Source organism: Roseateles sp. GW821-FHT09B06 (assembly GCF_059418245.1).
Window position 1 is genome coordinate 150451 of sequence record NZ_JBWKPM010000007.1, and the last position, 17936, is coordinate 168386.

The 17936-nt window shown below is 70.2% G+C and carries 20 protein-coding genes; 14 read left to right on the forward strand and 6 right to left on the reverse strand.

Annotated elements, in window-relative coordinates; translation table 11 throughout:
* Nucleotides 1–9: 9 nt before the first annotated feature.
* The 4 genes from AC07OQ_RS08835 to AC07OQ_RS08850 form a co-directional block, all read right to left on the reverse strand.
* Nucleotides 10–600 carry a PEP-CTERM sorting domain-containing protein gene (locus AC07OQ_RS08835; protein ID WP_495052738.1) on the reverse strand — a complete coding sequence of 197 codons (591 nt, stop codon included), beginning with the start codon at nt 598–600 and terminating at the stop codon, nt 10–12.
* A gap of 17 nt (nt 601–617) precedes the next feature.
* A complete protein-coding gene (locus AC07OQ_RS08840) occupies nt 618–2129 on the reverse strand; it encodes a PhoX family protein (RefSeq protein ID WP_495052739.1) in 1512 nt (503 codons plus the stop codon).
* 117 nt (nt 2130–2246) lie between these two features.
* Nucleotides 2247–2828: a DUF1134 domain-containing protein gene (locus tag AC07OQ_RS08845; protein WP_495052740.1), complete on the reverse strand. Its 582-nt coding sequence runs from the start codon at nt 2826–2828 to the stop codon at nt 2247–2249.
* Nucleotides 2829–2933: 105 nt separating this feature from the next.
* Complete coding sequence (locus AC07OQ_RS08850; protein ID WP_495052741.1) at nt 2934–3575, reverse strand: TetR/AcrR family transcriptional regulator; 642 nt, start codon at nt 3573–3575, stop codon at nt 2934–2936.
* A 133-nt stretch (nt 3576–3708) separates the two neighbouring features.
* Here AC07OQ_RS08850 and AC07OQ_RS08855 point away from each other — a divergent pair, with 133 nt between their 5' ends.
* From AC07OQ_RS08855 to AC07OQ_RS08870, 4 genes are all read left to right on the forward strand, one after another.
* Nucleotides 3709–4734 (forward strand): MBL fold metallo-hydrolase, encoded by a 1026-nt coding sequence (locus tag AC07OQ_RS08855; protein ID WP_495052742.1) that lies wholly within the window; start codon nt 3709–3711, stop codon nt 4732–4734.
* 179 nt (nt 4735–4913) lie between these two features.
* Nucleotides 4914–5360: a hypothetical protein gene (locus AC07OQ_RS08860; protein WP_495052743.1), complete on the forward strand. Its 447-nt coding sequence runs from the start codon at nt 4914–4916 to the stop codon at nt 5358–5360.
* A 40-nt stretch (nt 5361–5400) separates the two neighbouring features.
* Entirely contained in the window at nt 5401–5775 is a 375-nt protein-coding gene (locus AC07OQ_RS08865; protein WP_495052792.1) for a PilZ domain-containing protein, read from the forward strand.
* Between the two features lie 116 nt (nt 5776–5891).
* Nucleotides 5892–7130: a glycerophosphodiester phosphodiesterase gene (locus AC07OQ_RS08870; protein ID WP_495052744.1), complete on the forward strand. Its 1239-nt coding sequence runs from the start codon at nt 5892–5894 to the stop codon at nt 7128–7130.
* A 7-nt stretch (nt 7131–7137) separates the two neighbouring features.
* On the opposite strand, the gene AC07OQ_RS08875 is transcribed toward AC07OQ_RS08870, so the two are convergent.
* Complete coding sequence (locus tag AC07OQ_RS08875; RefSeq protein ID WP_495052745.1) at nt 7138–7986, reverse strand: alpha/beta fold hydrolase; 849 nt, start codon at nt 7984–7986, stop codon at nt 7138–7140.
* Between the two features lie 71 nt (nt 7987–8057).
* Here AC07OQ_RS08875 and AC07OQ_RS08880 point away from each other — a divergent pair, with 71 nt between their 5' ends.
* The 8 genes from AC07OQ_RS08880 (at nt 8058) to AC07OQ_RS08915 (ending at nt 15705) form a co-directional block, all read left to right on the forward strand.
* Nucleotides 8058–8441 carry a YciI family protein gene (locus tag AC07OQ_RS08880; RefSeq protein ID WP_495052746.1) on the forward strand — a complete coding sequence of 128 codons (384 nt, stop codon included), beginning with the start codon at nt 8058–8060 and terminating at the stop codon, nt 8439–8441.
* Between the two features lie 69 nt (nt 8442–8510).
* Nucleotides 8511–9593, forward strand: a complete 1083-nt coding sequence (locus AC07OQ_RS08885; RefSeq protein ID WP_495052747.1) for a sensor histidine kinase — start codon at nt 8511–8513, stop codon at nt 9591–9593.
* On the forward strand, nt 9590–10726 hold the full coding sequence (locus tag AC07OQ_RS08890; protein WP_495052748.1) for a histidine kinase: 1137 nt from the start codon (nt 9590–9592) through the stop codon (nt 10724–10726). The genes AC07OQ_RS08885 and AC07OQ_RS08890 overlap by 4 nt, the downstream gene beginning before the upstream one ends.
* Nucleotides 10714–11496, forward strand: a complete 783-nt coding sequence (locus AC07OQ_RS08895; protein ID WP_495052749.1) for a LytR/AlgR family response regulator transcription factor — start codon at nt 10714–10716, stop codon at nt 11494–11496. The genes AC07OQ_RS08890 and AC07OQ_RS08895 overlap by 13 nt, the downstream gene beginning before the upstream one ends.
* Before the next feature lie 14 nt (nt 11497–11510).
* Nucleotides 11511–12656: an esterase/lipase family protein gene (locus tag AC07OQ_RS08900; protein WP_495052750.1), complete on the forward strand. Its 1146-nt coding sequence runs from the start codon at nt 11511–11513 to the stop codon at nt 12654–12656.
* Nucleotides 12657–12682: 26 nt separating this feature from the next.
* Nucleotides 12683–12883 (forward strand): protein-tyrosine phosphatase family protein, encoded by a 201-nt coding sequence (locus AC07OQ_RS08905; protein WP_495052751.1) that lies wholly within the window; start codon nt 12683–12685, stop codon nt 12881–12883.
* Nucleotides 12884–12995: 112 nt separating this feature from the next.
* Nucleotides 12996–15239, forward strand: a complete 2244-nt coding sequence (locus AC07OQ_RS08910; RefSeq protein WP_495052752.1) for a molybdopterin-dependent oxidoreductase — start codon at nt 12996–12998, stop codon at nt 15237–15239.
* A 220-nt stretch (nt 15240–15459) separates the two neighbouring features.
* Nucleotides 15460–15705, forward strand: a complete 246-nt coding sequence (locus AC07OQ_RS08915) for a PA2433 domain-containing protein (RefSeq protein ID WP_495052753.1) — start codon at nt 15460–15462, stop codon at nt 15703–15705.
* Between the two features lie 154 nt (nt 15706–15859).
* Here the strand turns inward: AC07OQ_RS08915 and AC07OQ_RS08920 are convergent, their stop codons facing one another.
* The gene (locus tag AC07OQ_RS08920) at nt 15860–17098 is read right to left on the reverse strand and encodes a serine hydrolase domain-containing protein (protein WP_495052754.1); all 1239 of its coding nucleotides are present in this window, start codon (nt 17096–17098) and stop codon (nt 15860–15862) included.
* A 287-nt stretch (nt 17099–17385) separates the two neighbouring features.
* Here AC07OQ_RS08920 and AC07OQ_RS08925 point away from each other — a divergent pair, with 287 nt between their 5' ends.
* Nucleotides 17386–17592 (forward strand): cold-shock protein, encoded by a 207-nt coding sequence (locus AC07OQ_RS08925; protein ID WP_495052793.1) that lies wholly within the window; start codon nt 17386–17388, stop codon nt 17590–17592.
* A 147-nt stretch (nt 17593–17739) separates the two neighbouring features.
* Nucleotides 17740–17910, forward strand: coding sequence for a hypothetical protein (locus AC07OQ_RS08930; protein WP_495052755.1), 171 nt, complete (start codon nt 17740–17742; stop codon nt 17908–17910).
* Nucleotides 17911–17936: the final 26 nt, after the last annotated feature.

A 17936-nucleotide genomic window follows, 5' to 3' on the forward strand; every position in this document is an offset into this window, starting at 1 on the left:
CCTGCTCCTTCAGCCCCGGCGGCGGCGCGCCACCCAGCCCACGGCCGCCAGGCCGGCCAGCATCAGCGCATAGCTTTCGGGTTCGGGCACGGCCACCGTGATGCTGAAGACATCGCCGACCTGATGGCCGGCCAGGTCCAGCGTCCAGTCCGTCGCGCCGGGCTGGACCAGCGGATTGCCGATATAGAACTCGGTGGTCACACCGGGCTGGCCGAAACCGGCCCACAGGCCCTGGCTGTTGCTGCCGAACTGCTGCACGCCCTGGAAGCCGTCGCTCGTCACGCTGCCGGCCGGCAGCGCGAAACGCACGCCGTCGAGCCTGACGCTGAGGTTCTCGAAGCCCAGGCCGGAGAGGTTGCGCACCAGGGCATTGAAGCTCAGCGTGCCCGCGCCCAGGTCCTGCGCCTCGACGCTGAAATTCAGCGTGGCGCTGCTCCGGCTGCTGAAGTCCAGGTCGAAGGCCAGCTGGCCGGCGCCGGAATAGTCGGTGACGGCAACGCCCTGGCCGCTGAAGCCGGTGTACTGGGCGGCCTGGGCCTGGGCTGCGGCCAGCGCCAGCAGGGCGGCGGCCAGCAGAGGTTTCTTGGTCATGATGTTCATGTGCTGGGTTCCTTGGTTCAGAGCTGACCCTTGGCCCAGGGGCCGGTGATCGCGAAGGTGATGCCGGGGGTCTGCAGGTTGACGAACAGATAGCGGCCGGTCGGGTCGAAGCAGGCACCGCAGAACTCGGTGCCGCGGCGGTCGCCGGCCAGGCTCGTGCGCTTGCCCGCGGCGGCCAGCTGCTCGGCCGTCAGGTTGTAGTTGTTCTTCGCGAAGATGTAGGCGTCGCCCTCGGCGCTCAGGCCCATCAGGCGCTCGCCGAAGCCGAACATGTCGGTGACGCCGCCGCCGTCCTCGCAGATCAAGAGGCCGCCGCGCGGGCTGACCGTCAGGTTGTCGCCCATATTGCCGACCGTGGTGGAGGCGGTGGAGTAGATGCAGCTCAGCGTCTGCGTGGCCAGCTCCAGCTCCCAGATAGCGCCGCGGTTGATGCTGCCGCCCGAGGTGTCCATCACGTACATCTTGCCGGCGAAGTACCAGATGCCTTCGCCGCGGTTCATGCGCAGGCCGCCCTGGGTCCAGCCCTGCACAAAGGGGCCGGAGGCGTTGCTGATGGCCGCACCCTCGGGGCCGGTGGCGTTGCCGCGGTTCTGGTCGGGGTTGGCGATGTCCAGCCATTCCAGCTCATGGGCCTCGTCCAGCTGGGCCGGCGCGATGTTGAGGTTGTTGCGACCCTTGACCTTGGCCATCTGCAGCCGGCCGCCCTGGGCCAGCGAGCCGAGCGCGCCCGGCAGCACCTCGGGGATGTAGCGGTAGAAGCCGGACTTGCCCGAGCTGTCCTCGGTCAGGTAGGCGATGCCGGTGGCCGGGTCGATCGCGACCGCCTCGTGTGCGAAGCGGCCCATGCCGACGATCGGCTGGCCGCTGGTCTGGGCCGGGTCGGCCGCGCATTCGAACACATAGCCATGCTTGCGGCCGGCGCTGCTGATCGAGTCGGAGCCGACCTCCTCGCAGCTCAGCCAGCTGCCCCAGGGCGTGATGCCGCCGGCGCAGTTGGTGCGGGTGCCACCGAGGTTGGCGTCGATGCGCATGAAGGCGCCATCGCGGAACACCAGGTTGGTGGTGCCGCCGTTGGAGAAACTGCTGCCGCTGGTGCCGGCGTCGTAGACGGCCGGCGCGCCGAAATGACTGGCATCGCTGCCGGTGCCGACCTCGTGGTTGCGCACCAGCACGATCTCGGTGCTGCGGCCCACCTTGCGGGTTGCGACCACGCCCATGCCGTCATGCGCGGCCGGGCAGGGCCTGCCGTTGCTCATCGCATCGCCGGTCCAGCCGAAGCTCTTGTAGCTGAAGCCGGGCGGCAGCTGCAGCAGCGGCAGGCCGGTCGTCAGGTCGTTGACCGGCGCGATCGGGCCGTAGAGGCTGTCGGCCAGGGCGGTGTTGCCGGCGGCCAGGGCCTCGCGGGTCTGCAGGGCGCCGAGCGAGGCGACGAAGGGCAGCGCGGCGGCGGCCGAGGCATTCCTCAGCAGGCCGCGGCGCGCGGGCGAGAAATCGGGGGAGAAGTCGGGGGGCAGGTCTTGCTGGCTCATCGGTCACTCCAGGGTTGGCGGTCTGCTGCGGCGATGCAGCACAGCGCAGTCTCTGGAGCGACGATGTCAGGGGCTTGTGCGGCGTCCCCTGCCGGTCGGACTATCGGGACGCCGGGCTCAGAAGGGGTTGAGACTCTTCTCGCGCCGGTAGTGCAGATAGCCGACGCTGACTCCGGCGCGCAGTCCCACGCCCAGGCGTATCGGCGCCAGCGTGATGCCGTTCAGGCGCTGGTAGTTGATGCCGGCGCCGCCGATGTAGTAGGCGCTGCCGTCCACGCCGGGAAAGCGCTGGTAGATGGCGCTGGCCTTGGGCAGCTTGTAGACCAGGGTGAAGACCTTGGAGGCATTGGCGCCGGCGTCGAAGCCGATCGACGGGCCGGCCCAGAACACCGGTGCCGTGGCGCCGCCCTTCATCACCAGCTGCCCCTCGCCATAGCGCAGGCCCACGGTCAGCGCGGCGCCGGCTTCCTCGCCCTTGATATAGGCATTGGGCCGGCCCTGCTCCTTGAAGGCCTTCTCGATCACCTTGGCCAGACCCTCGGTGGTCTGGCCGAAGAAGTCGGTGGCGGCCTTGAGGATGGAGTCCTCGTCATAGGTGCCGTTGTCGTCGGCCGCCCGCGCGCCCAGCGCCGGACTGCCCAGGGCCGCCAAGGCGGCCAGACGCGCCAGGGCGGCGCGGCGGGTGTCGTTGGAACTCATGGCTTGATCTCCTTGTGGTCGGAACCTTAGCGCAGCCGGCCCCCCGATCGGAGGCCGGGCCCGCGCGGCTTGTAAGCAAACTGGTCACCGCAGACCAAGCCTAGCTCATTGCGGGCGCGGCGGCTCCAGGGCGGCATAACGGCCCAGGAACATGTCGACGCTATCGTCCAGCACGCGCCGCTGTTCGGCCGGCGTCAGCATCGCCTGGCCCATGGCCAGCTGGGGCCAGAAGGCAAAGGCTTTCAAGAGCCCTTGCAGCTGTGCCGCCGCATAGGCCGGGTCGGCCGGACGCAGCCGGCCGTCCGCCTGGGCCGCGCGGATCCAGCCCGCCAGCCCCTCCTCCTTCTCGGCCAGGCGCGCCACCATCGCGCGGGCCCGCTCCGGCGTATGCATCATCTCGGCCAGCGCCACGCGGCTCAGATCCATGAAGCTCGCGTCGTTCAGCAGGGCCATCTTCTGCGCCAGCAGCTCCCGCAGTTGCTCGCGCAAGGGGCGCTGCGGCGCATAGGCCAGGCCGACCAGGGCATGGCTGCGCTCGAACAGCTGCCAGAGGATGGCGGCGAACAGCTCGTCCTTGCTGGGGAAATGGTTATAGACCGTGCGCTTGGACACGCCGGCCGCCGCGGCCAGCCGGTCCATGCTAGTACCCGCGAAGCCATGCTCGCGGAACTCGGCAATGGCGGCCTGCACGATGGCCTCGCGCTTGCGGTCGGTCAGGCGGGCGGGAGCGTCTGGAACGGTGGACATTTGAAAAATTTTACACCGCATGGTTTACTTTTTAGAATTGGATACTACACTGTGTAGTGTAATTTCCATCGAGAGCCGCATGCCGCGCCTGCTCCAGCCCCGCCTCCTCCTACCCCTCCTGCTGATCATCCTCATGGCCACGCTTCTTTCCTGCAGCCCCGACCTGTCGGCCGAGGGCTACCCGTCGTCCAGCCGGTTCGCGGACGGCAAGTTCCACAACACCCGGCCGCCGCGCGAGCCGGGCATCGCCAAGACCCTGCAGATCCTCTGGCGCTTCATGACGGACAAGCCGGCCGATGCCACGCCCCGCCAGGCCCTCGAGGTCCTGCCGCTGACGCGCGCCGAACTGCTGGCCGCGCCCGATCTGAGCCTGTGGCGGCTGGGCCATTCGACCCTGCTGTTCAAGCTGGACGGCAAGTTCTGGCTCACCGATCCGGTGTTCTCCGAGCGCGCCTCGCCCTTCTCCTTCCTGGGCCCGAAGCGCTTCCACGCCCCGCCGCTGGATATTGCCGAGTTGCCCGAGATCGAGGCCGTGATCCTCTCGCACGACCATTACGACCACCTGGACCATGCGGCGGTGCGCGCCCTGGCGCCCAAGGTCAGGCAGTTCCTGACCCCGCTGGGCGTGGGCGAGCGCCTGATCGCCTGGGGCATCCCCGCGGCCAAGGTGCAGCAGTTCGACTGGTGGCAGGGCACGCAGATCGGCGCGCTGCGGCTGGTCGCCACGCCGGCCCAGCATTTCTCGGGCCGCGGCCTGTCCGACCGCAACCGCACGCTCTGGGCGTCCTGGGTGCTGATCGCCCCCGAGGCGCGCCTCTTCTTCAGCGGCGACAGCGGTTACTTCGACGGCTTCAAGGCGATCGGCGAACGCTTCGGCCCCTTCGACCTGACCCTGGTCGAGACCGGCGCCTACAACGAGGACTGGCCCGATGTGCACATGCTGCCCGAGCAAAGCCTGCAGGCCCACCTGGACCTGGGCGGCCGCCGCATGCTGCCCATCCACAACGGCACCTTCGACCTGGCCCTGCACCCCTGGACCGAGCCCTTCGAGCGCATCGAGGCCCTGGCCGCCGAGCGCGGCGTGGCATTGAGCACGCCGCGCATGGGCGAGCGCCTGGACCTGCGCGCGCCGGCCCCGGGCAGCGCCTGGTGGCGCTGAGCCCGCCCGGCGCGATTCTTCACCCCCAGGATTGCCCCACCAAAGGGTGATCCCGGGCCACGCCGCGCCGGCTTGCCTCTACACTTGCGCCCACCTTGCCGGCCTGGCGCCGGCCTCACCGCCCGGGGAGACCGATCGATCATGCAAGCCGTCCCGCGCCGCCAACGGCGCCGCCCCTCATGAATCCGCAGGGCGATCTGCCCAAGCTGGCGCTCGCGCTGGAATACGTGGACCTGGGCGCCGCGCTCTACCTGGCCGGCGGCAGCGACCATGCCGCGCGCCTGCTGGCCGCGGCCGCCGAGCGGCTGCTGGGCGACCTGTGCCGCCTGCTCGGCGAGCAGGAGCAGACCGACGAACTGCAGGCCCTGCTGCAGCGCGTGGCCGAGCGCTACGCCGCGCCGCGCTTCGAGGGCGCCGGGCATGTCCAGGCGCGCGGCGACCAGCAGTCCCTGTCGCGCGCCGGCGAACTCGGCGGCCTGCTGGCCGACAAGGCACGCCAGGAGACCGAGGCCCTGCTGCGCGCGGCCTGGTATCTGCTCGAGTCGATCGGCCTGGAGGCCGCCGCGCCGCTGCGCCTGCAGGAGGCCATCGAGGTGAGCACGATCCACGCGCACGGCGATTTCTAGGTGCTAGCATGGGCCGCATCACCGATGCAGGGAGTCCATCATCACCGCCGAACGCCGTCACTTCGCCCGCGTCGCCTTTGATGCCGAGGCCCAGCTGACCACCACGAGCCAGCGCCTGGCCGTCAAGGTGCTGGACCTCTCGCTGAAGGGCGCGCTGCTGCGCCTGCCCGCCGGCCAGCAGGTGAAACCCGGGGATCCCTGCCTGCTCAGCGTCACGCTGTCGCAGATGGGGGTGGGCATCGCCATGGCCGGCGAGATCGCCCATGTGGAGCTGGAAGGCACGCGCGTGGGCCTGCTGTGCCGCAGCATCGACCTCGAGAGCATCACGCATCTGCGCCGCCTGCTGGAGGTCAACCTGGGCGACGCCCAGCTGCTGGAGCGCGAGCTCAAGGCCCTGATCGCTGCTTCAAACTAGGGGCGAGCCTCGCCCCAGGCCCGCGCTAGTCCGTTCGGACTACAACTTCCTCCCTGCATGGCATCGAAGCTTCATCGAAGCGCTCGATCATCAAGCCATCCCGAGAGGAGCAAGCCATGCAACGCAAGATCACGCTGCCCGCGCTGGCGGTCGCCCTGCTGCTGTCGGCCGTCGCACCGGCCGCCCTGGCCTGGAACACGCTGGACGGCCAGAAACCCCTGATCATTGCCCATCGCGGTGCCTCCGGCTATCTGCCCGAGCACACGCTGGAAGGCTATGCCAAGGCCATCGAGCTGGGTGCCAACTACATCGAACCCGACCTGGTGATGACCAAGGACGGCATGCTGGTGGCGCGCCACGAGCCGACCATCGGCACCACCACCAATGTGGCGAGCATCGCCGCCTTCGCCAATCGCAGGACCACCAAGACGGTGGACGGCGTCGCCACCACGGACTGGTTCGTCGAGGACTTCACCTTGGCCGAACTGAAGACGCTGCGCGCCGTGCAGCCGCGCGCCAACCGGCCGCAGCAGTACAACGGCCAGTTCGAGATTCCCACCTTGGACGAGGTGATCGCGCTGGCCAAGGCCAAGAGTCTGGCAACCGGCCGCACCATCGGCATCTATCCCGAGCTCAAGCATTCGACCTATATGCAGGGCGTGTCGCAGAGCCTGGGTTTCTCGAAGACCTATTTCGAGGACAAGCTGCTCAGCACCCTGCATGCCGCCTACGGCAACACGGGCCATGCGCCGGTCTTCATCCAGAGCTTCGAGGTCGGCAATCTGCAGTATCTGAACACCCGCACCGACATCAAGCTGGTGCAACTGGTCGATGCCAATGACGTGCGGGCCGATGGCTCGCTCGAGCTGCTCGCGCCCTATGCGCAGCCGGCCGACGTGGTGGCGGCCGGCGGCAAGCTGAGCTTCGCCGACATGGTCAGCAATGTGGGCCTGTCCTTCGTGGCCACCTATGCCGACGGCATCGGCCCCTGGAAGCCCTATCTGCTGAAGACGGTGGACGACGGCGTCGACCGCAACGGCGACGGCGCCGTCAACGGCCTGGACCGGCTGGTGCTCGGCAGCACCGGCGTGATCGAGGCGGCGCACGAGCGCGGCCTGCTGGTCCACACCTGGACCATGCGCGACGACGCCGGCATCCTCGGCTTCGCCAACGGCCAGGCCGAGATCGAGGCCTATCTGAAGCTCGGCGTGGACGGCGTGTTCACCGACTTCACCGACACCGGCGTGGCTGCTTTGACTGCGCTGGCCGTGCCCGAGCCCGCGAGCTATGCGCTGATGACGGCCGGCCTGGCCCTGCTCTGGGCGGCCAAGCGCCGCCGCGACCAGAAGAAATGAGCTCCGCTCAGGCGAGCAGGAACTCCCTCAGGATGGCATAAGCCTCCTGCGGCTTGTCGCGCCAGGTGCCGTGGCCGGCACCCGGCACCTCGACATAGCGGCTCAGATGCGCGGGCAGCGCCGCCGCGATCTCGCGCGCATCCTCGGCCGGGCAGACCGGGTCTTCCGCGCCGGCCAGCACCAGCACCGGGCATTGCGCGCGCGCCAGTCCCGGCAGCAAATCCAGGCCCTGCTTCTCGCCGGCGACGAAGTGCAGCAGGATCTCGATATTGGCCAGGGTGCGCGCGCCGGCCTGCGGGTCGAGCGGCTCGCGGGTGTTGTAGAGCCGGCGGCAGAGGCTCCAGTAGGCCTCCCAGGTCTGCGGGCTCGGCCGCGTCCAGAAGGCCTCGGTGCGCTCGCGCGCCAGCGCCCCGCCCAGGCGCTCGAACATCGCCAGCTTGCGCGCGAGCCCCATGTGGTGCGAGGTGCTGGACAGGATCACCTTGGCCGCATGGCCCGGGTGGCGCTCGATGTAGCGCTGCGCGACGAAGCCGCCGAAGCTCTGGCCCAGCACGATGGGCCGCTCGATCCCCAGCGCATCGGAAAGGCGCACGATGTCGTCGGCCCAGGTGTCCAGCGTCCATTCCGCGCGCGGCCGCGGGTCGCTGCGGCCATGGCCGCGGTGGTCGTAGTAGACGATCTGGGCGATGTCGGCCAGCGCCGAGAAGCCGGGCTTGAAGGCGCTGTGGTCGAAGCCGGGGCCGCCGTGCAGGCAGATCAGCGTGGGCTTCGCGCGCATCGCCGCGCCATCCGGCACCAGGCCCGGGCCTTCCACGTCCACGAACAGGCGCACGCCGGCGCCGATGTCGATCCTCATGCCTCTCTCCTTGTCGAGACCCGCAGTATGCAGGGCAGAATCCGCCCATCCCGGCAATCCTGGAGCGTCCCGTGATTGATCGCATCGCCGCCGCCCTGGTCCTGGCCGCCCTGCTCGCCGCCCCGGCGCGGGCCCAGGAGCCCGGCCGGGAACTGCTGTTCGCGGTGGAGATCCGCACCGGCGCGGCCTGGGATGCCGCCAAGCCGCCGAACGCCCAGCTCAACTTCCGCGCCCATTCCGAGCATCTGGCCCGGCTGCGCGCCGAGGGCCGCATCGCGATGGGTGCGCGCTACGGCGAGAAGGGCCTGCTGGTGCTGAAGGCCGCCGGCCGCGACGAGGCCCAGGCCCTGATGGACGCCGACCCCTCGATGCAGAGCCGCACCTTCGCCTTCGAGCTGCACGAGATGCGGGTGTTCCAGCCCGGCTGGGTGGGGCCGGCGCCGACCCAGCCCTGATTCGTCCGGCCCAGCCCGATTTCGTCGCAAGCCCTGGCGGCGCCCCGCCCCCGGCGCGAGAATCCGCCCATGCAGCCCACCCCCGCACAGGCCTTCCTGCAGATCTTCAATCTGCGCGCCATCGCTGCCGTCTACTACTTCTGCCTGCTGGTGGCGCTGTCGCGCGCGCTGTCCTGGTATATGGAGGACCAGCAGCTCGCCGAATGGCTGCATTCGCTGGTGCGCTTCACCCGCCAGACCCTGATCACCGGCCTGCTGATGCTGCTGGCGGCGGCGCTGGCCGAGGCCTGGCTGGCCGGCCCGCGGCGCGCAAGGCCCACCGCGGTGCGGGCGCTGGCGGTGTTCGCCGGCGCCGCGCTCAGCACGCTGGCGCGGCATTCGGTGGCCAATTTCGGCGACCCGACGGCCGAATGGAAATGGAGCTGGGCGATCTCGACCACCCTGCTGTGGGCGCTGCTGGGTGGCGTGGCCTACGGCCTGCTGCAGGCCGCCCGGGCCGAGCGGGCCGCGCGCCAGCAGCTGCTGGCCACCGCGCGCCAGCACGAGGTCCTGCAGGCCCAGCAGCTGGAGGCCCAGCTCTCGGCGCTGAACGCCCAGATCGAGCCGCATTTCCTGTTCAACACGCTGGCCAACGTCAAGCGCCTGTACGAGACCGCGCCGGAGCGCGGCCGCGACATGCTGGTGAGCCTGATCGCCTATCTGCGCGCCGCCCTGCCCAGCATGCGCCGCAGCGAGTCCACGCTGGGCCAGGAGCTGGAGCTGGTGCGCAGCTATCTGACCATCCTGCAGATGCGTATGGGCGCGCGCCTGGCCTTCGAGATCGAGGCCGAGCCGGCCCTGCTGGATGCCAAGCTGCCGCCGATGGTGCTGCCCACCCTGGTCGAGAACGCGATCAAGCATGGCCTGTCGCCGCTGCCCGAGGGCGGCCGCATCACCATCAGCGCCCAGCAGCACAGCGGCGAGCTGGCGGTCGAGGTGCGCGACGACGGCCAGGGCTTTGCAGCCAGCGGCGGCTCGGGCGTCGGCCTGGCCAACACGCGCGCCCGGCTGGCCGCGCTGTTCGGCAGCCGGGCCGCGCTGGAGCTGGAGGCGGCGCTGCCGCGCGGCGTAGTGGCGCGGGTGCGGCTGCCGCTGGCGGGAGGCCTCGCGTGAGCGCCGTCCTGCCGGCCGCCGCGGCACCGGCCCCCTCGTCCGCCCTTGGCCATCTGTGGGCCTCCTGGCGCTCGCTGCGCCTGCGGGAGCTGGGCTGGTTCACGCTGATGGGCCTGCTCTACGGTCTGATCGATCTCAGCGCGATGGTCTATGTGGGCGACGATCCCCAGTGGCTGCATGCGCTGACGCGGCAGCTGTTCTCGCCGGTCATCGTCACCCTGATCCTGATGCTGTTCTGGCTGCCGGTGGCGCGCAGCGCCTGGGAGCATCCGCAGCGTCTCTGGCGGCTGGGACTGGCCACCCTGCTGGGCTCGCTTGCCGCGATGCTGCTCCTGTGGGGGCTGGTGGGCTGGCTGGACTGGCCGTCGGTCGGCGATCTGATGCGGCTCAAGAAGGGCGAGGCCATGCGCCACACGATGCGCTGGACCAGCTACCTGGGCGACAGCCTCTCGGCCTTCATCCCCTCGATGCTGACCGTCGCGCTGTTCGAGCTGCTGGAGCGCCGCGAACGCACGCGTGCGCGCCTGCAGCAGATGCTGCACGAGCAGAGCGTGATGGCGCGCCGCGCGATGGCCTCGCGCCTGGCCGCGATGCAGGCCCAGGTGGAGCCGCAGTTCCTGTTCGACACCCTGGTCGACGTGGAGCAATGCTATGCCCGCTCGGATCCCGAGGCGCCGGCTCAGATGGAACGCCTGATCCGCCATCTGCGCGTCGCCCTGCCGCGGCTGCGCGAGAGCGGCGGCACGCTGGAGAGCGAGGCCGAGCTGCTGGAGAGCTATCTGGCCGTGGTGGCCGGCCGGCGCAAGGCCGCCGTGCGCTTCAGCGCGCATTGGCCCGAGGCGCTGCGCGGCGCGGCGCTGCCGCCGATGCTGCTGCTGCCGCTGCTGCAGCGCGTGCTGCGCCTGGCCGCACCGGCGCTGCCGGGGCATTGCAGCCTGAGCGCCGAGCCGCTGGACGACGGCCTGCGCCTGCTGCTCGCCTTCGACCGGCCGGGCCTGTGCGGCGACGACGCCGAGCTGCAGACCCTGTCGCAGCGCCTGCAGGCCTTGTCCGGCGGCCCCGCGGAGCTGCATTGCCGCAGCAGCGAGGACACCACCCTGTTCACCCTGGAGCTCAAGCCATGCGAAGCCTGATCGCCCCGACCGCCGTGGTGGCCGAGGACGAGGCCACCCTGCGCCAAGAACTGATCGAGCGCCTCGCCCAGCTGTGGCCCGAGCTGAGCATCGTCGGCGAGGCGGCCGACGGCGTGCAGGCGCTGCGCCTGCTCGACGAGCATCGGCCCGACGTGCTCTTTCTCGACATCCAGATGCCCGGCGCCACCGGGCTGGACGTGGCCCGTCAGGTGGGCGGCCGTGCCCATGTGGTGTTCGTCACCGCCTACGACCAGTACGCGGTGGCCGCCTTCGACCAGGGCGCGGTGGACTACGTGCTGAAACCGCTGCAGGCCTCGCGCCTGTTCACCGCGATCGGCCGCGTCAAGCAGCGCCTGGCCCAGCCGCCGGCCGACTACACGCTGGCGATGGGCGGCGTACTGAACCAGCTGGCCGCACAGCCCGCCGGCGGCGCAGCGGGCCGCAGCTTCCTGCGCTGGATCAATGCCTCGGTGGGCCAGACCCTGAAGCTGATCACGGTGGACGAGGTGCTGTACTTCCAGTCCGACAACAAGTACACCCGCGTCGCCACGCGCGACAGCGAGGCCCTGATCCGCAAGCCGCTGAAGGAGCTGGCCGACGAACTGGACCCGCAGCAGTTCTGGCAGATCCACCGCTCCACCCTGGTCAACGCCGGCGCGGTGGCCGGCGTCACGCGCGACTTCCGCGGCCGCATGCAGGTCAAGCTGAAGGAAAGCGCCGACACCCTGCTGGTGGCCGAGAGCTACGCCCATCTGTTCAAGCAGATGTGACGCATGATGCGTCCATGCATGCCGACCCGCCCCGCTCGATGATCCAGCAGCTGCGCGGTGCCGGTCGCCTGGCCGTCGAGGCCACCCACGGCCTGACCGACCTTGTCGAGGCCATGCACTCCGGCATGGCGCGAACACCGGGTCGGGCGCCGGTGGCGCGCCGCGGCGGCATCGGCGGCCTGGTCTATCGCGGCGTGCATGGCGTCACCCGCCTGGTCGGTGGCGGCATCGACGTGGCGCTGCAGGGCCTGGAACCCCTGCTGGGCTCGCCGCGGCCGAACTCGCCCGGCCACGAGGCCCTGCTGGCGATCTTGAACGGCCTGCTGGGCGACTATCTGGCCGCGACCGACAACCCGCTGGCCATCACGATGCAGCTGCGCCGGCAGGGCCGGGCGCTGGCGAGCCCGCCGCCGGACGCCGGACCGCGCCCGCTGCTGCTGATCCACGGCCTTTGCATGAACGATCTGCAATGGCAGCGCGGCGACCTGGCCGAGGGCCTGGCGACGCTGGGCTACACACCGCTGCACCTGCACTACAACAGCGGCCAGCACATCAGTGACAACGGCCGCCGGCTGGCCCTGCTGCTGGAGCGACTGCTGCAGGCCTGGCCCGTGCCCTTGCAGGACCTGACTCTGCTGGGCCACAGCATGGGCGGCCTGCTGGCACGCAGCGCGGTGCACCACGCCCAGGCCGACGGCCTGCAATGGCCGCGGCGGCTGCGCCGCATGGTCAGCCTGGGCACGCCGCACCTGGGCGCGCCGCTGGAACAGGGCGGCCAGCAGCTGCAGCTGCTGCTGGGGCTGAGCGCCTACGCCAGGCCGCTGATCGCGCTGACGCGGCGCCGCAGCGCCGGCATCCAGGACCTGCGCTGGGCCTCGCTGCGCGAACAGGACTGGGGCCTGCGTCGCAGGCTGCCGCTGCCGGCGGGCGTGGCTTGCTATGCAATCGCCGCCACCACCGCCCAGAACCCCGCCGGCCTGCCGGCGCGCCTGCTGGGCGACGGCCTGGTGCCGCTGGCCAGCGCGCTGGGCCGGCATCGCGAGGCCGCCTGGCGCCTGGATTTCCCGCCCGAGCACCAATGGGTGCTGGCTGGCGCAGGCCATCTGGCCCTGCAGAGCCATCCGGCGGTGCAGGACAAGCTGCGCGAGTGGCTGGGCTGATGCGCCGCATCGCCGGCATCGGCATCATGTTGCCGTGCGCCCTGCCGGGAGTTCCGTTGCGGGCGCAGCCCGCGCCGCCCAATCTGGTGGCGATCTACCTGGCGCCCTCCAGCGTGCCGGATGCCGTGCGCGAGGAACCCGATATCGTGGCGGCCCAGGGGCTGCAGTCCCTTCATCTGCCGATCCGCTTCGACAGCCCGAGCGCGGCGGACTTCGAGGCCTTCTGAGCTGGTCGTTCGGACCTGTCACCTAGATGACCTGCGAGCTCATCGCCCGCCGCGCACAATCGGCGCACAGTGCCGCAAAGGCCAATCGCTGCAGACCAGCATGGAGACCCGCATGGAAGACGCGACGACGAACAGCAGCCAGCGCCACTACCGCATCTGCCCGCTGTGCGAGGCCTGCTGCGGCCTGGAAGTGCAGACCCGGGATGGCAAGGTGCTCGGCATCCGCGGCGCCGCGCAGGACGTTTTCAGCCGCGGCTACATCTGCCCCAAGGGTGTCTCGCTGAAGGACCTGCATGAGGACCCCGACCGGCTGCGCCGGCCGCTGATCAAGAACAGCGCCGGCGTCTTCGTCGAGGCCGGCTGGGACGAGGCCTTCGAGGAGATCGCGCGCCGCCTGCTGCCCATTCTCCAGACCCATGGCCGCGACGCGGTGGCCGTGGTGATCGGCAACCCGAGCGCGCACAAGGTCGGCCTGCTGAGCTACTTCCCGCGTCTGCTACGGGCCCTGGGCACGCGCAATGTGTTCTCGGCCTCGACCCTGGACCAGATGCCCAAGCAGCTTTCCAGCGGCCTGCTGTTCGGCCACTGGCTGTCCATTCCGGTACCGGACATCGAGCGCTGCGACTGGCTGCTGATGCTGGGCGCGAACCCGATGGTCAGCAACGGCAGCCTCTGGACCGTGCCCGACTACCGGGGCAAGGCCAAGGCCATGCGCGCGCGCGGCGGCCGCATCCTGGTGGCGGACCCGCGCCGCAGCGAAACGGCCGCGGCGGCCGACGAGCATCTGCCGATCCGGCCCGGCGGCGACGTGTTCCTGCTGCTGGGCATGGTGCACGCGCTGTTCGACGAGGGGCTGGTGAAGCTCGGCCGGCTGGCCGAGTGGGCGCAGGGTGTCGAGGCGGTGCAGCAGGCCGTGGCGCCCTATGCGCCCGAGCGCATGGCGGGCGGCTGCGGCATCGACGCGGCGACGATCCGGCGCCTGGCGCGCGAGCTGGCCATGGCCGAACGCGCCGCCGTCTATGGCCGCATCGGCACCTGCACCCAGCGCTTCGGCACGCTCAACAGCTGGCTCATCGACCTGCTGAACATCCTGACCGGGCATCTGGATGCGCCCGGCGGCGCGATGTTCCCGAAGGCGGCCGCCTTCGCGGCCAACACGATGGGCCAGCCCGGCCGCGGCAAGGGCATCGCCACCGGCCGCAAGACCAGCCGCGTCAGCGGCGCGCCCGAGGTGTTCGGCGAGCTGCCGATCACCCTGTTGGCCGAGGAAATTGAGACGCCCGCCGGACCCGAGGGCGGCCAGGTGCGGGCGCTGATCGCCATGGCCGCCAACCCGGTGCTGTCGGCGCCGGGCGGCCCGCGCATCGCCAGGGCCCTGGACGGGCTGGATTTCATGCTGAGCATGGACATCTACCTGAACGAGACCAGCCGCCATGCCGACGTGATCCTGCCCGGTCTGTCGCCGCTGGAGGACCTGCATTACGACGTGGCCTTCCCGCAGCTTTCGCACCGCAACCATGCGCGCTTCTCCGCGCCGGTGTTCGAGAAGCCGGCCGAGATGCCGGAGGAATGGGAGACCCTGCTGCGCCTGGCCGCGATGGTCGAGGGCAGGGAGGACTGGCGCGGCGACATGCGGGCGCTGGACGATGCCGCGATCGCCGCCGATGTGCAGCGCTTCGCCGGCGCGCAGTCCGCGGCGGTGCTGGCCGCATTGCAGCCGCTGCACGGGCCCGAGCGGCTGGTGGACCTGGCCCTGCGCACCGGCCCCTATGGCGACGGTTTCGGCCGAAACCCGCAAGGCCTGACCCTCGCGAAGATCAAGGCCGCGCCGGGCGGCATCGACCTCGGGCCGCTGCAGCCGCGCATCCCGGAGCTGCTGCGCACGCCCTCCGGCCGGATCGAGCTGGCGCCGCCGGCACTGCTGGCCGATCTGCCGGCGGTCGACGCCGCGCTGGCCGAGCCGCCGGCCGAACTGCTGCTGATCGGCCGGCGCGACATGCGCTCGGGCAACAGCTGGATGCATAACCTGCCGCTGCTGGCCAAGGGCCCGGAGCGCTGCATCCTGCTGGTCCACCCGGCGGACGCGGCGCGCCACGGCCTCAGCGATGGCGGCCGGGCGCGCCTGAGCAGCGCCAACGGCTCCCTGCTTGCCAAGGTGGCGCTGAGCCCGGACCTGTGCCCCGGGGTTGTCAGCCTGCCCCATGGCTGGGGCCACGATCTGCCCGGCAGCCGGCTTGCGCTGGCGGCCGAGCGGCCGGGCGTCAATATGAATGAGCTGCTGGACGACCGGCTGCGCGACCCGCTGTCGGGCAATGCGGTACTGAGCGGGGTGCCGGTGCGGTTGGCGCCGGCCTGAGTGCTGGAGCCTGGCTGCCGGGGCCACCGTTGTTTCAAGCGGGAAGCGCGTATCCGAGGGGCTCACCTGGCTGCGGGCGGCACGTCAGAGCGCCCGCGGCTTGGCCATCAGCGCCCCATACCCGCGCATTGAATGGGGGCAACGCCGGCACATGGGGCCCGGGACTAGACTGGGCCGCCAGTTCCCTAACTGCTAATCCACTGCCGAATTGGAGATGCGCATGAAGCTACGTTCCTACTTCGCCGCGGCTGCCCTGATGGCTTCGAGCGCGGCGTTTGCTTTTCACTGCCCCGCCGACATGAAGAAGATCGACGAGGCGCTGGCCAAGAGCCCGAAGCTCAGCGCCGAGCAGATGGCCGACGTGAAGAAACTGCGCGCCGAAGGCGAAGTGCTTCACAAGGCCGGCAAGCACCAGGAGTCGGTCGACACGCTGGCCCAGGCCATGAAGATCCTCGACATCAAGTAGGACAGTTCGCCCTGGCTGCGCGCTCGCCGCGATCGGGATCGGCCCCAAGCCGGTCGGCCGATCCAGGTCAGCCCCAGGTCAGCCATATGAGTTCACGGACCGCGACGCGGCAGCCCTTGCTGCGCGGTGGGCGAGCGCCCGTCACCGCAGCCCATCACCATGTGCCGCCGTAATGCGCCACCAGACCGCGCCACAGGGCATCGGCCTCGCGGGCCAGGCTGGTCTGGCCGGCGCGCGCGGTGGCGTTCGCCGCGGTATGCACCATCACCAGCTTGAGCTGCGGGTCGACGAAGACCATCTGGCCGTAGACGCCCAGTAGCGCGAAGCGCCGCCGACTGCCCGGAAACAGCCAGAATTGGTAGCCGTAGCCGAAGTAGGGTGTGGCCTGGCCGGGCTGGAAGGCGCGCGGCTGGCGCTGCCAGTCGGTGGCCTCGATCAGGAAGTCGCGCGGCAGCACCTGCACACCGGTGTCGGGCCGCAGGCCGTCATGCGCCAGCAGATGACCGAGGCGCGCATAGTCGCGCAGGGTCGCGTTGAAATTGCCGCCCGCCGCTTCCAGGCCGCTGCGGTCGCTCCACCAGTAGGCGCTGCACTCGGCGCCCATCGCCTGCCAGAGCCGGCTCTGCAGATACTCGCTGAGCGACAGCCCGGTGGCGCCGCGCAACGCGGCCGCCAGCATCGGCGTCTCGGCGCTGGCGTAATTGAAGCGCTGGCCCTGCGGCGCCACGCGCTCGCCGATCAGCGCGGCCGCGCTCTCCAGGTCGCTGCGCAACACCGCCGCACCAAAGCGGGCCAGGTCGTCATGGCCGTCGTAGCGCTCCTCGAAGCGCGCGCCCGAGGCCATGCGCAACAGGTTGCGCAGGCTGGTCTCGCCGTAGAGCGTGCCGGCCAGGCGCGGTGCATAGGCATCGGCACGATCATCCAGCGAGCGCAGCCGCCCCTCTTGCAAGGCCAGGCCCACGGCGAGCGCCACGATGGACTTGGCCATCGAGTTGGACAGGAAGCGGTGCTCCGGCCCGCGGCCGTACTGGTAGCGCTCGACCTGGATCTCGCCGTCCTTCAGGATCAGCAGGCCCATCACGCGCTGGCGCGCCAGGTAGTCGTCCAGGTCCAGTTCGCGGCCGTCGAGGCGCCAGCGGAAGGCCGGCTCCCGGGACGCGCGCGGCAGCGGCAGCGGCGTCACGCTGCCGGCCAGCATATGGGGGCGACCCTGGAGCAGACCGCGAATCTCGGCCTGGTGCGTGAAGGAACCGACCCGCACCGCCTCGTCGTGGAACCAGGTCTCGGCCGTGCCGACCGGATAGCCCTGGTCGCGGCCCAGGCGCTCCTCGTCGGGCGCGGCCGGTGACGGCACGGGCAGGAGGAGCAGCAACAGCAGGGCGGCAGGCTTCACGATGGCAGGCGGGAGCGAGGTGCAAGGATGCGCTGATATGCCCCTCGAGCCGACCCCATATCCATGGGGTGGCCGAGCTGTGATATATTCGGCCGCATAGATACGCACAAGACCGTTTTCTCAAGGTCTAAATCTGCAGCCCCGCCGGTCCTCCCCGGACCTTCTCTCGCGAGCGGCTCGCTACAGCTTCAACTCCCGTTTGACTGTTCTTGAGTGTTTCTGTCTCCACAGCCCGGTGAGGGCCGCGGAGTGTTCTTCATCATCTTTTCAAAGGAAACATCATGACCATCCAGACCGGCACCGTGAAGTGGTTCGACGACGGCAAGGGCTTCGGCTTCATTACCCCCGCCGACGGCACCAAGGACCTGTTCGCCCACCACAGCGAAATCAAGAACAACGGCGGCTTCCGCACCCTGGCCGAAGGCGCCCAGGTCGAGTTCGAAGTCAAGCAAGGCCCCAAGGGCCTGCAGGCTTCGAACATCCGCGCGCTCTAAAAGCGCCGGACGCCGTGACAGGGCACGGCAAGCTTTCTCATCACATCCAAAACCGCGCCAAGACGGATTAGCTCCCGATCAAGGCGCACACCTCAAAATACTATGCAAACGAAAAGCATTGAGGTGGGGCGTTACCTTGTCTCACCGATGATCAAACCCCATGCCGAGGGCGGCTTTGCCGCCTCGGTCTCGATTCGCTCGGGATCCGGCATGGCCAGCCACGACCGCGTGCTGCGCTTCGTGCCGCGCTTTCCCAGCCGGCGTGCCGCGCTGCGTTACGCGACCGACGAGGGCCTGGCCTGGGTGCGTGCGCATTAAACCGCCACGCTGATCGGAACAAAAGG